The sequence below is a fragment of the Xanthomonas sp. SI genome, assembly GCF_014236855.1.
Taxonomy (GTDB): domain Bacteria; phylum Pseudomonadota; class Gammaproteobacteria; order Xanthomonadales; family Xanthomonadaceae; genus Xanthomonas_A.
Genome location: NZ_CP051261.1, coordinates 426,336 through 439,276, shown reverse-complemented (window position 1 = coordinate 439,276; position 12,941 = coordinate 426,336). Strand labels below are relative to the sequence as shown.

Sequence of the window (12,941 nt, the reverse complement as noted above, 5' to 3'; positions counted from 1 at the left end):
TGGCATGTTTCACAACTTCATGGCGACTTGAACAGTTTGCGGAGGTTGCCTTGGGTGCCCGACAAATCGCTGCAGTTGACTGCCCAAAGCGCTCCGCGCTTCGGCTGCCTTCGGCTGCTCCGGCGGCAACTGAGCCAAGGCGTTAGGCCGCAAGGGAAAAGTTCATGACGCTTGAAGAGGAAGCCAAACGGGCCACTGAGCTGCTAAGTGGAAAAATGGTCGAGACTGTCTGGCGCCACCAACCAAGCGAGGTAGGGATCAGATTCAAGGATGGCAGCCGGCTCTTCGTAGACATCAACGACAATGCCCTTGGGCTTTCGATTACCAGCTCCACCGATGAATAAAGAATCGCAGCTAATGGGATTTCCTTGCTCGCGGCCTAACAATTCGTTCAAGGCGAAGCCGCTTCGCGGCTCGCCTTAACTCAGGCGTTAGGCCGTGGTGGAGCAACAGCATCGGTGCTCGTACCTTCGGCCAGTTCCCTAGCGCTCACGCGGTCGGCTCCGGATAGTCGTTTCCCCCGCGTCGCACGATCCGCAACTTCGCCGCCTCATGTCATTGCCGCACTGCGCTCATTGGGCCGGGCTTCGGTTATCACGTCCGCTGGCATGGCGGAGCAATCTTCGTCCCGCAAGCTGTGGCACACTCGGCGCAGACGGCAGTGCTGAGGGCACGGTTTTTGTCCCAACCAGTTCGGCCACTCACTTCCCAACAATTCAAGCCGACGCCGCTTCGCGGCGCGGCTTAACTCAGGCGTTATACGTCCATGAAGCTATTCGGCACGATCTGGTTCTACTTTCTCGCTCTCGGCGTCGCCGCCTACGCTGTCTTCGCTCATGGCTTTATGCCATTGGGGTCTCTGGTTCACCCGGACATGAAGCTCAACTTCCTTGCTCATAAGGCAGGCATCTATACGCATGTGTTTGCGTCTCTTGTTGCTCTGTCGCTTAGCCCGTTTCAGTTCTCAAACTGGCTTCGAAGCACTCGCCCACGGCTGCACCGTATCATTGGCCGCACTTACCTCGGTGTTGGTGTTGCTCTAGGCGGTCTGTCCGGCTTGTACATGTCGGTACTTGCGTTCGGCGGCCTGGTCGCAAAGCTAGGCTTTGCCTGCCTTGCTGTTTGCTGGCTATTTACCGGCCTGCGTGCTTTCCAAGCAATCCGGAGAGGCGCTGTACAGGAGCACCGCAAGTGGGTCGTCCGCAATGTCTCGCTCACACTTGCTGCCGTTACCTTGCGTATCTACTTGCCCTCCTCAATGGTCGCTGGCATTCCATTTGAGCTTGCCTATCCCGTCATTGCCTGGCTTTGCTGGGTTCCAAATCTGTTCGTCGCGGAGTTGGTGTTCGCAAGGACGTATAACAAATCATTCAAGCCGAAGCCGCTTCGCGGCGCGGCTTAATTCAGGCGTTAGCCCTTTCGGAGATTTTCTGGCATGAAGCTTTTCGGTTACTTGGCATCAGACTCAGAGCAACACGCTCCTTTTGAGCTTTCAGAGGCGACGCTGCAGGCAAGTCCGGAAGAGCTGAGGGAAATCGCAAGCTTTTTGCTTCATGCCGCGGAGACCATGGATCGCATGAGGGAGAGCTTTGATCATATGCATCTATCGGACACACTGCGTCAGTACGACAACTCGCCAGCGTTCATTGTCGCAATAAGTGAGTCTGCGCAAGCGGGCTAACAATTCGTTCAAAGCGGACGGCTTTGCCGCCGCTTAACTCCAGCGTCAGACCCCGCACGTGGCATCTCAGATGGAAAAATCTTCCAAAATTTCAGACAGTCGCTTGGCCCCGGTAGTCGCAGCGGCATCTCTGCTTTTGTTGATTCTTGCTTACGTAGTTTTTTGCCTGGTCGTATTACAACGACCTGATTGGCTGCCTAGCAGGGCCATCCTTCAAGCTTCACTCGTTGGCCCGCCTCATTGGCTTGTCTGGGGTCCTAGTGCACGCTCCATGTTCTGGGGCTCGACTTTGGCCATTGCGGCTCTTGCAATTGTTGGCACTTGCTTCCGCCCACTTTTACTGCCTTGTGCCGGCCTTTGCTTTCTCATCTGGCTTGGCTCAGGATTTCTTTCGGTGGCCATGGGTGTCTAGGCGGGTGGGACCTAACAATTCTTCAAGCCGATGCCGCGTCGCGTCACGGCTTAATTCAAGCGTTACGCCCCCATGATCATCTCCTTCAAAGGTCCAACATTCTTTGCTGCTGAAGACGAGAATCAGTTCTTTGGGTGGCTATACTCGCTACCTGAGTACAAGGACATTCGTGGCAGAGGCCCCACCTTAGACTTGGAGCTGGCGCATCCGATCAGTACGGACTCCGTACGGCAGCTACTAATCGTATTTCGCCGCTGGCACGTTGACCCAACGCCGCTGGTCCACTTGCGTTCCCCTGAGACAGATAGCTTCGTCCTCTGGGATACTTCCCTTTGGGAGGCCTCTTAGGGGCCTAACAATTCATTCAAGCCGAAGCCGCTTCGCCGCTCGGCTTAGTTCAGGCGTTAGGTGCCAATGGAAGATTTCAGGAAAAGCACGGGAAACATACATGCGCCGCCCGGCGCCGTTGTCAGAGGTCGCTCTCCGCGGTCTCCACGGCGCGCGTTGGTTCTTGGCTGCGCTTCCTACTTTGTGCTCCTGCCCGCGCTTGCATACGGATACGTTCTCCTTAATCCACCCCCTGCTGTTTTGCCACCAGTCTTGCTTGCGACCTGGATCTTGCCGGTGTCGTTCGTCAATATTTCGCAACGCGGACTCATAGGACGTGTCCGCATCGGCCGTCGATTCCTAAATCTATTGGTTCTCTCGTGTGCGTTAGTTGCCGCTCTACTATTTTGGTTTTGGCTGCTCCCCCGCTTCCTGTCGTCCTTCCCAATTGGTGTCAATCTTCCCGGCGGAGTCCGGCTTGGCATCTAACAATTCATTCAAGACGAATCGGCTTCGAAACCGATCCATGATGGGCCGGCTTAATTCAGGTTTTAGGTAGCATGTCCAGACCTCTGGTAACTGTTCGATCAATCTCCGATTCAGAGGTGGCGGTCATTGAGCATGCGCTTGCCGTTGCGGCAACCGATGAGTCCACTCAGGATCTGATTGGACTTGTTCGCTCCCTGCAGGTGGTTGGCCGTTGCGGGTGAGGCTGCGCGTCGGTGGACTTTCGTGTTCCGGCTCAGGGCCAAGTCGCACGTATCGTCGCTGACGCCGTGGCTAATGCTCCGGGCGGTGAGCACCTAGGCTTGATCGTTTGGGCGCTGGACAACCATCTTTCGGGCTTGGAGATCTATAGCTACTCGGATCGCCCAGCGTCCTTGCCAGTGGTGGCAACAATATCAAGCTATGGCTCGGGCGGCGGCGCGGATGCGGCCTAACAATCCATTCAGGCCGAAGCCGCTTAGCGGGCAAGCTTAATTCAGCGTTAGACCTAGGGACATTTCGCGGCACTCCCAACAATTCTTTTTCAACTGGAAATTCGAAATCAGGACTTTCATTCCGACTTCACGCCAGGATTGAACAAACCGTCACACCCAAACGGCATTCCAGACATTAGGATCTCCCAGGTCACTTGGCCGCAAGGAAACACGCACATGATGAAGCTGGCAAGCGGGTTCCTGGTTGGCGCTCTGCTCACAAACGCCGCCCACGCACAGACCAACGCAGGCAATCAGAAACCCGATCCCGACCTCCCCTTCAAGGTCACCAAGGTCGCCAGCTTCGACCTGCCCTGGCGCATTGCCTTCCTGCCCGATGGCCGAATGCTCGTGACCGAGAAAGTCGGCCGCCTCCAGCTTGTCACGCCGGGTGGCGCCAAGACCGAGATCAAGGGCGTGCCGGCCAGCTATGTCGAAGGCCAGAACGGCATGCTGGGCGTGTTCCTTTCGCCCCACTACGCCATTGACCACAGTGTGTACCTTACCTATGTCGCGCCCGGCGACTATGGCGGTGGCCTGGCGATGGGCCGAGGCCAGCTCGTTCTGGAGGGCAATCAGGCCCGGCTGCACAACTTCCAGGTCCTGTGGCGCCAGATGCCCACGGGCAAGGGTGGCCAAGCCGGCGCACAGATCGCCTTCTCACCGGACGGCAAATACCTCTTCCTCACCGTGGGCGACCGCCAGCGCTTCACGCCGGCCCAGGATCCCGATCAACCGGCTGGCAAGATCCTGCGGCTGACGCTGGACGGCAAACCCGCGCCCGGCAATCCGTGGGCAGGCAAGGTCGGTGCCGCCACCATTCCGCTGATCGATCCGGCGGCCGATACCGAAGCCGCCAAGACGGCTCCGGTTGTCAGCACCTATACTTTCCCCAGCCGCAACCTCACGCCGGCCGAAACCTGGTCCACCGGCCACCGCACGCCTTATGGCCTTGCCTTCGCGCCTGACGGTCGACTATGGGAGCTTGAGCACGGCCCTCAAGGCGGCGACGAACTGAACCTGATCCAGCGCGGCAAGAACTACGGCTGGCCGCTGGTTTCGTATGGCATGAACTATAACGGCGTGCCCATCCCCAGCCCGGACACGCGGCCCGATCTCGTCAAGCCCGTGATCTATTGGGTACCGGTGATCGCACCAGGCAACATCATGTTCTACAAGGGCAGCATGTTCCCGCAGTGGAGGGGCAGCGCCTTGATCAGTGGCCTTGTCAGCGGGGGAATCATTCGCGTCACCGTTGACCGCAAGGGCGGCGCCACCGCGGTCCAGCGCTGGAGCCTGGACAAACGCATCCGCGATATCGAAGAGGCGCCGGATGGCGCGTTGTGGGTATTGGAAGATGCGCAACCCGGTGGCCTGTACCGGCTCACGCCGAAGTAGTGCCCCTGGAGGGCGGCGGATGAGGGTAGAACTCAAGCGCCGACAAGAGTGTGGTGCACTCCAGGCTGAGCACTTGGCCTAGTCGCTTGGGTGCTGGGCAAGCATCTTTCGGGCTTGGAGGTCTATAGCCACTCGGAGCGTCAACGCCCTTGACCTCAGTAACATCAAGCCATGGCTCGGGCGGCGGCGTGAATGCTGCCCGACCATTGCGGCCGAACTCACCTCGCAGATCGGCTTGACTCAGGCGTTAGCCCGCTGGGAGAGTTCGTCGCCCTATTTGGCGTTTTATCGGGTGCTTTGGCTCGTTCGTCGCACGCCAGTCGCCACGTTGCCATGCAGCTGCAATCCTTCCGGTTCTCCCCACCGGCCAAAGGAGCCGCATCGTGAAAGCGCTAATTGCGACAGTTGCGTGGTGCCTTCTCCTCGTTCTGTGCTGGCCACTGGCCCTGCTGGCCTTGGTCCTGTGGCCAATCGTTTGGCTACTGACCCTGCCCTTCCGGCTTGTGGGGATCACGTTCTCTGCCGTGTTCGCGCTCCTGCACGCCATCCTGCTCCTGCCTGCCCGCTTCCTTGGCTGGCGGCCGGGGCACGCAGCGGCGGCTTAGTATTTTGCTCAAGCAGAAGCCGTCTCGTGGCTTGGCTCAATTTTAGCGTTAGCCACTCTAAGAGAATTCCAAAGGAATCGCATATGGCCCGGCTCTTGCTGCTCGCACTGCTTGTTGTGCCCTTCAGTGCGGGCGCAATCGTCATTCGGGATGACGTTGACGACTCGAAGTATCGAGTTCCGGCATCTGAGTTTCCTGCCTTGGTTGACATGCCTGGCGAGGGACACGGCGTGCTGATTGCGCCACAATGGATTGTTACCGCTGCTCATGCGGTCACCTGGCAATCCGAAATCAAGCAAGTCACTATCAATGGGATATCCAGGGACGTTGAACGTCTCGTGATACATCCCGGGTACAAAAAGCCTCCGCAAGCGCTACTTGATCAAGCGCTGGCCACCTGGGATTGGACACTGTTCAGGGTTGTGCTCTCCTCCTCCGATGACATCGCACTTCTCAAATTGGCACAGCCCGTTACCGATATCACTCCAGCCGCAATCAACAAGAGTAGCGATGAGTTCGGCCATATCGTCAGGATCATAGGGAAAGGCGCTACGGGCAACGGGGTCACTGGATACGAATTCAGCAGCGCCCACCGCACGCAGCTTCGTCGTGCGTACAACAAGGTCACCAGCGCCGATGGCCGCTGGCTCTGCTATATGTTCGATAAGCCGTCGGACGCCCTTCCCCTTGAAGGCGGGTCGGGAAGTGGTGACAGTGGTGGACCAGTCCTTCTCCAGGCAGACAAGAATTGGCTAGTAGCCGGACTGACTTCCTGGTCAGATCCTCAAAGCGCTGTCAGAACGCCCGGGAGATATGGTCAAATCACCTGCAATGTTCGCCTGAGTCATTACAGCGAGTGGATTGAAAGCATCGTCTCTATGCAACCGTAGGCGGACGCCAACAATTCCTTCAAGCCTAAGTCGCTCGCGGCTCGGCTCAACCCATACGTTAGGTCGATGTCCAGATATTGCAGCCACTGCGGGTTGGAGCTTCGTGAGGTCGGGGACTTCCGATCCTACTGGATCACCGTTTACGAGTGCCCAAGCGAGCTGCCTCTTCACGACTTCCTGGAGGTGGGCGATCCCCGTTGGACCTTTCCGCTCTTGGACCTCAATCTCGGCGTCAAGGACCGTCTGGCCAATGCGGACCCATCGCTTGTCGAGCTTGCCGTCTCCCGCATCCGAATGATCGACTACAAGACTGTGAGCATAGTCGGCTTCGAGCAAACTCTACTCGGTACCTTCTCAGAGCCCGGCAATGCTGCCGTACAGTCCTAATGGTTCATTCAAGCAGAACCCGCTTCGCGGCGCGACTTAGCCCAGGCACTAGATTGCATAATGCATGACTCTCAACCTCTGGAAGTCCTTCGCTCCCGTTTCGACGCTGGCGAGCAGCTGAAGTACCTCTTCTTCTGGGGGCATCGGACCAGCAAAGGCAAAGTGACCGCATCCTGCTTCAGCCAGTGGTACGAAGCTCCGTTCGTCGTTGAAGGGCAGCACTATCCAACAGCCGAGCACTTCATGATGGCGGAGAAGGCCGCGCTATTCGGAGATCATGCAACAAGGGCATTGGTGCTTCAGGCGCCCACTCCTGGAGCAGCAAAAGCGTTAGGCCGGCAGGTATATGGCTTCGACGAGGCAGCGTGGCTGGAGAACCGGTTCTCCGTCGTCATCCGTGCCAACGAGGCCAAGTTTGCTCAGAACACGGAGTTGGGCCTATTCCTCAAGCAAACGGGCTCTCGTATTCTCGTCGAGGCGAGTCCCGTCGACTCCATCTGGGGCATCGGTCTGGCCCATGATGACGGGAGGGCAAGCAACCCGAACCTCTGGCCTGGCCTCAACCTCCTCGGCTTCGCCCTCATGCAGGTGCGCGACGGCCGCTAGGAAAGCTGCAGACCACGTTGCGCCGCCGACAATTGATGCGACCTGATGACGCCTGCCGCACTCGAAGTACTGAACCTGCTGCGTACCAAGCTACGCCGTGCTTCCGTCGCCACGGCAGGAGGCTTCCGCCCACCCGAAGACCCAATGACGTCATGGTTCTGCCGCGCAGTCGGCCTGCCGAACGAAGGGTTTCCCTCGTGGAATGGCGAGCCAATGTTTCCGCTGTTGCAGGTCCGCATCGACGCGCTGCCCGTCGTTCCCCGCAGTTGGAAGGCATCGCGTTTTTGGTACTGTTCCAGAACCTGCAGCGCCACCCATTCGATCGCCCACACGGCGATGGCTGGCTGGTCCGCGTGTACAGGTCGCTGGACGGCCTGGAGCCGCTTCCCCAGGTTGCGCACCCGTTTCGGCCTTTCCCGATCCGATGGAGCGAAGTGGACGACGACGCTCCAGGCTGGGAAGACGCCTGGGATTGCGTCGATCTGACTGCGGTGAACGACGACGCCACGACATCCAAGGCCTTCTTCGATGACTTCGCCCGCCACGCCTGTACCAAGTTCGGCGGTTACCCCACCGAGATCCAGCATGGGGTCGGCTTGAAGGACTTCGTCTTCCAAGTCGCGTCGGAGGAAAAAGTGGGCTGGATGTGGTCGGACAATGGATTCGGCTACTTCTTTCGCTCGCCCGAAGGGCAATGGTCATGGTCTTGCCAGTTCTACTGACGGTAGCCAGCGGTGCATTCGGGTCGAACCTCAGATCGGTCGAACCTATGAGCCGCTTCGCACGATGCTCGAACAGCAGTCGCGAACCCGCTATCGTGCATCCACTCGACTGCTGTCCACCCTACATGTATCTACCATTTGAAGCCTGGCGTATCCCGTTCTTTGCGGCGACCTGCGCCAGCGAACACACATGAAGACTGAGTGGCGGCATTCGGCGGGCAGCACGCTCTTTGCGCTGCTGGCGTTCTCCTTCCCCGCATACGCAACGAGCCAATGCCCGCCCGAGTTCGGCCCGAAGAATCCGATCGTCAATCTGCTGGGCTGGCTCGTCGTCGCCATGGGCATCGTCGTCGGCAGTCTGCTGTTCGCTTACCTTGTCCGACGTTCGCGCGGCATGCGCTGGTTCTCTCGCTCTGCCGTCATCGTCCTCGGGTTTTGCGGGATGATCGCCGTGTGGGTGGGCGGCCTGGGATTGGCGTTCGTGTACTTCTTCTTTACGTGCTAGGAATGCGCCCGGGCGGGTCATTCGCGCCGAGCCCGCGTCATGCGCCGGGACGGTTCAGGCAACGGCAGCGCCTTGCGCTCTTCGCTCGCCTTGCACTGCGCTGACCGTATCGTCCGCACACTGCCGTTTGCCGGGATGTGCCACATGCTTTCCTCCGCCCCAAGTTCTCCGTCCCCGCTGCGGCCTTTCGCGGCGCGCGTGCTGGTCGTCATGGCGCTGGTCGGCCTGGCGCTGCTGGCCTGGCAGCTCTCCGAACTGCTGCTGGTCGTGTTCGGCGCGGTGGTGGTGGGCGTGCTGCTGCACGGGCTGGCGTCGGCGTTGCGCAAGTGGTTGCCGGTCCCGGAATGGGCGGCACTGGGCCTGGTGATCCTGCTGCTGGTGCTGATCCTGTCGTCGATCGTGTTGCTGTTCGGCGCGGAAGTCGCCGCCCAGATCGACGCCTTCCGGACCACGCTGCCGGCGGCCTGGAACAAGTTCCATGCGTGGTTGCAGTCCGGCCCGCTCGGGCCGCAGATCGAAAGCATTCCCGACCAGTTGCGCGACGGCGCTTCGACGCTGGCCACGCATGCCGGCGCGATCGTGCTGTCGGCCGGTGGCGGCATCACCGACGCGGTGCTGATGATCGTCGGCGGCGTCTACCTGGCCGCGCAGCCCAAGCTGTATCGGCGCGGGCTGCTGCGGCTGCTGCCGCGCGACCGTCGCGATGTCGCCGACGAGGCCTTGGCCGCCAGCGGCCAGGTGTTGCGCGCGTGGCTGGGCGGTCAGTTCCTGGCGATGCTGGTGATCGGCAGCCTGACCGGTCTGGGGCTGTGGCTGCTGGGCGTTCCGGTGGCGCTCGGCATTGGCCTGTTGACCGCGCTGCTGGACTTCATCCCGATCGTCGGCCCGATTGTGGCGGCGGTTCCGGCGGTGCTGCTCGGCTTCACCGTCAGTCCGCAGGTGGCGCTGGGCGCGCTGCTGGTGTTCGTGGTTCTGCAGCAGATCGAGGGCCATGTGCTGCAACCGCTGATCCAGGCGCGTGCGGTGGACCTGCCGCCGGCCTTGCTGCTGTTCTCGCTGTTCGGCATCGGCGTGCTGTTCGGACCGATGGGCGTGGTGCTGGCGGCGCCGCTGACCGTGGTGATCTACGTGCTGGTCAAGCACCTGTACGTCCACCATGCCCTGGACGACGCAGACGATGCCGTACCGGCGGATTGATCCAGCCGCGTAACGCGTAGACTCCGGATCTTCATGACCGACGCCGCCATACAGCGGCACCCAATTCGGACGTTATCCGATGCATCGCGCCACTCTGAGCTACGACAGAACGCTGATCCGGCAAGCCGTGGCGAGCTTCTGCTGGCGCGTTGTTGGGCTGCGGTATCTCGTAGCCCTGGTCTTGGTGGCGGGACCCCTTGCCTTCCTCGTTCGCGGTGGCAACGCCTCCTGGTGGGTCGGCGTACTGGCTGGCGTACTGGCGCTCGGCGTTGTCTTTCCCGTAGCGCTCTACGCCATCCACTATCGCCACTCGCTGGTCAGGCTCGATGCGATGGGCGCTCCCCTCGGCACGCTCGAAGCATCCGAAGCCTCGCTGTCGCTTTCCTCGGGTGCCGGCATCACGACACTGCCCTGGTCGGCCGTTTCCGAAGTGTGGCGATTCGAATCCTATTGGTTGCTGCTGCTTTCGAAGTCTCAATTTGTCACCTTGCCTCTCGCCGACCTTTCTCCGGAAGCCGCCGAGTTCATCCGCGCCCGGGTCCTGGCTGCAGGCGGCAAGGTTTCCTGACGATGCATTCGACCGAGGCCACGACGGTAAGCGAATGAAGAAGTACGGCTGGCGTTGGTAAGCTGCCACTCGCGTCGAACCAAGCGTCAAATCGTCCGATCCGGATCGGTCCCACACACATGGCACTTCGCTCCCGCAAGGGCGGAGCCGGTCCACTCGATCAGGAACTCCACAGCATGCTCCATCACGTCTCTCTCGGCGTCGCAGACATCGAACGCGCCGCGCGCTTCTACGATGCCGTGCTGGGTGCGCTCGGCTATGTCCGGGTGTGGGAAGACCTGAGTCCCGGGGACGACGACCAGGCCGTTGGCTATGGACTGCCCGGCGGCGGCGACAAGCTGGCGATCAAGCTGCGCGGCGCCGGCGCCCGCGCGCCCGGTCCCGGCTTCCACCTCGCCTTCGCCGCACCCAGCCGGGATGCGGTCGCCGCGTTCCACGAAGTGGCGTTGCAGCATGGCGGCCGCAGCAACGGCGCCGCCGGCCTGCGCCCGGACTACGGCCCCGATTACTACGCGGCGTTCGTCGTGGATACGGATGGCCACCACATCGAAGCCGTCATCAATCGGGCGCCGTAGGCGCGGCGACACCGCGGCGGTTGGCGGGCGTTTGCCCTGCGCTCCGATTGCCAATGGCGTAAGCGCCGGCCATGCCGTCGACCGATCGCGTGAGGCGCTGCCCGCAACGCAAGGCCTTGTGGAAAATCTCCGCCGTCAAACACCGCTGGATCGGCTGGTCGGCGCACCATTCCTGTCCAATCGCAGCAGGGCAAGGCAGCGGTCTGCGATACGGCCGCTGAACGCCGTGCCGGCCAGCCGTCGCGTCCGCTTTGACTTGTCATTTGCGCGGCTCACACTGGCCGATGCCTTTCTATCAACGCCCATGACACCGTGAAGAAGCCGCCCCAGGACCCCGTGTCCACCGACACCGATGCCACCCCCGAAAACCCACAGCGTCGTCGCCTGCTCGGCGGCCTGGCGCTGGCCGGCGGCGCGCTGGCCATCGGCCCCACCGAGGCGCTCGCCGAGGCCGCCAAGCGCGCGCCGCAAGGCCCGCTGTCGGCCGGCGACCTGGACAAGCAACTGCGCGAGAAGATCCTGCACGTGGTGGTGATCTACGCCGAGAATCGCAGTTTCAACAATCTGTTCCCGGAGTTTCCCGGGCTGCAGCGGCCGCTGTCGGCGGTGACGCCGGCGCAGGCGCGGCAGGTCGATCGCGACGGCAGCGTGCTCGACATCCTGCCGCCGATCTGGGGTGGGCTGGCGCCGGACGAGCAGGTGGTGGACCACCGCCGCTACAAGATCGGCGAGGATGCGATCGGCCCGCTGCCCAATGCGCCGTTCGCGCTGCGCACGGCCGACGGCAAACCGCTGCCGCACGGCGTGGTCACCCGCGATCTGGTGCACCGCTTCTACGAGAACCAGATGCAGATCAATGGCGGCCGCAACGACGGCTTTGCCGCCTGGAGCGATGCCGGCGGGCTGGTGATGGGCCATTACGCCGATGCCCCGGCCACGCTGCGGCTGTGGAGCCTGGCGCGCGAGTACACGCTGTGCGACAACTTCTTCATGGGCGCATTCGGCGGCTCGTTCCTCAACCACCAATACCTGGTCGCCGCGCAGGCGCCGTACTACCCGCATGCGGACACCGGCCCGGCGCGGCTGCAGATCAGCGCCATGGCCAGCGATCGGCCCGACGAGATCCGCCTGGCGGTGCAGGAGGATTCGCCGGACACCGCGCTCAACGGCAAGCCGCGCTTCGTGCGCGGCGGCGCGCTGACCCCGGATTTCTGGGCGGTCAACACCCTGAGCCCGCCGTTCCAGCCCAGCACCAGCCAGGACCCGGCGCGCCCCGACTACGCCGCCCCCGACAGCCCCGACGTCTTGCCGGCGCAGAGCCACCGCCACATCGGCGACGCGCTCGATGCCAAGGGCGTGGACTGGGCGTGGTATGCCGGCGGCTGGGGCCTGGCGGTGCAGGGCAAGGGCGACACCGGCGACACCCCCGAGTTCCCGACCAGCCCCAATTTCCAGATCCACCACCAGCCGTTCAACTATTTCGCCAATCTCGCTCCCGGCACGGCCGCGCGCGCGCGACGCCTGCGCGACGGCGGGCTGGGCGACAGCGCCCCGGACAACCGCTTCATCGCCGACGTGCAGGCCGGCACGCTGCCGCCGGTGGCGTTCTACAAGCCGCAGGGCAACCTCAACATGCACGCCGGCTATTCCGACGTGGCCGCCGGCGACCGCCATATCGCCATGGTGGTGGACGCGCTGCGCAACGGTCCGCTGTGGGACAAGACGGTGGTGTTCATCACCTTCGACGAGAACGGCGGCTGGTGGGACCACGTGGCCCCACCCAAGGCCGATCGCTGGGGGCCCGGCTCGCGTATCCCGGCGCTGGTGGTATCGCCGCACGCCAGGCGCGGCCATGTCGATCACAACGTCTACGACACCGGCTCGATCCTGCGCTTCATCACCCGCCGCTTCGGGCTGGAGACGCTGCCGGGCCTGGCCGAACGGGAGCGCGCCATGCAGGCCGCCAGTGGGGTGCGCCCGGGCGACCTGACCGCCGCGCTGCACTTCGCCTGAGCCTGGGCGAACGTGGACGCCTGAGCGGTAGGCTATCGGCCTCCCGTCAGGCCGCCGCAGATGCCTTCGGTCGCG

General features: G+C 62.1%; 14 protein-coding genes. All 14 read left to right on the top strand.

The genetic code is table 11. The features are described from left to right. The first annotated feature begins 164 nt into the window (after window positions 1-164). The 14 genes from HEP75_RS02020 to acpA all read left to right on the top strand — a co-directional run bounded on the left by HEP75_RS02020 (window position 165) and on the right by acpA (window position 12,866). Window positions 165-344 (top strand): hypothetical protein, encoded by a 180-nt coding sequence (locus tag HEP75_RS02020; protein ID WP_185825248.1) that lies wholly within the window; start codon window positions 165-167, stop codon window positions 342-344. 422 nt (window positions 345-766) lie between these two features. Continuing rightward, window positions 767-1,402, top strand: a complete 636-nt coding sequence (locus tag HEP75_RS02015) for a DUF2306 domain-containing protein (protein ID WP_185825247.1) — start codon at window positions 767-769, stop codon at window positions 1,400-1,402. 33 nt (window positions 1,403-1,435) lie between these two features. Further along, entirely contained in the window at window positions 1,436-1,681 is a 246-nt protein-coding gene (locus tag HEP75_RS02010) for a hypothetical protein (RefSeq protein ID WP_185825246.1), read from the top strand. Window positions 1,682-3,577: 1,896 nt separating this feature from the next. Beyond that, window positions 3,578-4,798 carry a PQQ-dependent sugar dehydrogenase gene (locus HEP75_RS02005; RefSeq protein WP_185825245.1) on the top strand — a complete coding sequence of 407 codons (1,221 nt, stop codon included), beginning with the start codon at window positions 3,578-3,580 and terminating at the stop codon, window positions 4,796-4,798. A 383-nt stretch (window positions 4,799-5,181) separates the two neighbouring features. Then, window positions 5,182-5,403: a hypothetical protein gene (locus HEP75_RS22210; RefSeq protein ID WP_255423968.1), complete on the top strand. Its 222-nt coding sequence runs from the start codon at window positions 5,182-5,184 to the stop codon at window positions 5,401-5,403. An 83-nt stretch (window positions 5,404-5,486) separates the two neighbouring features. Next, window positions 5,487-6,293: a trypsin-like serine protease gene (locus HEP75_RS02000; protein WP_185825244.1), complete on the top strand. Its 807-nt coding sequence runs from the start codon at window positions 5,487-5,489 to the stop codon at window positions 6,291-6,293. Between the two features lie 66 nt (window positions 6,294-6,359). Continuing rightward, entirely contained in the window at window positions 6,360-6,680 is a 321-nt protein-coding gene (locus tag HEP75_RS22410; protein ID WP_345776773.1) for a hypothetical protein, read from the top strand. 60 nt (window positions 6,681-6,740) lie between these two features. Further along, on the top strand, window positions 6,741-7,286 hold the full coding sequence (locus tag HEP75_RS01995; RefSeq protein ID WP_185825243.1) for an NADAR family protein: 546 nt from the start codon (window positions 6,741-6,743) through the stop codon (window positions 7,284-7,286). Window positions 7,287-7,438: 152 nt separating this feature from the next. Further along, a complete protein-coding gene (locus HEP75_RS01990; protein ID WP_221899295.1) occupies window positions 7,439-8,008 on the top strand; it encodes a DUF1963 domain-containing protein in 570 nt (189 codons plus the stop codon). 190 nt (window positions 8,009-8,198) lie between these two features. Next, on the top strand, window positions 8,199-8,513 hold the full coding sequence (locus tag HEP75_RS01985; protein WP_255423967.1) for a hypothetical protein: 315 nt from the start codon (window positions 8,199-8,201) through the stop codon (window positions 8,511-8,513). A 210-nt stretch (window positions 8,514-8,723) separates the two neighbouring features. Beyond that, window positions 8,724-9,710, top strand: a complete 987-nt coding sequence (locus HEP75_RS01980; protein ID WP_185826463.1) for an AI-2E family transporter — start codon at window positions 8,724-8,726, stop codon at window positions 9,708-9,710. Window positions 9,711-9,789: 79 nt separating this feature from the next. After that, entirely contained in the window at window positions 9,790-10,278 is a 489-nt protein-coding gene (locus tag HEP75_RS01975; protein WP_185825242.1) for a YcxB family protein, read from the top strand. A 176-nt stretch (window positions 10,279-10,454) separates the two neighbouring features. Continuing rightward, on the top strand, window positions 10,455-10,853 hold the full coding sequence (locus tag HEP75_RS01970) for a VOC family protein (RefSeq protein ID WP_185825241.1): 399 nt from the start codon (window positions 10,455-10,457) through the stop codon (window positions 10,851-10,853). Window positions 10,854-11,165: 312 nt separating this feature from the next. Further along, complete coding sequence (gene acpA / locus HEP75_RS01965) at window positions 11,166-12,866, top strand: acid phosphatase (RefSeq protein ID WP_185825240.1); 1,701 nt, start codon at window positions 11,166-11,168, stop codon at window positions 12,864-12,866. Window positions 12,867-12,941 lie beyond the last annotated feature (75 nt).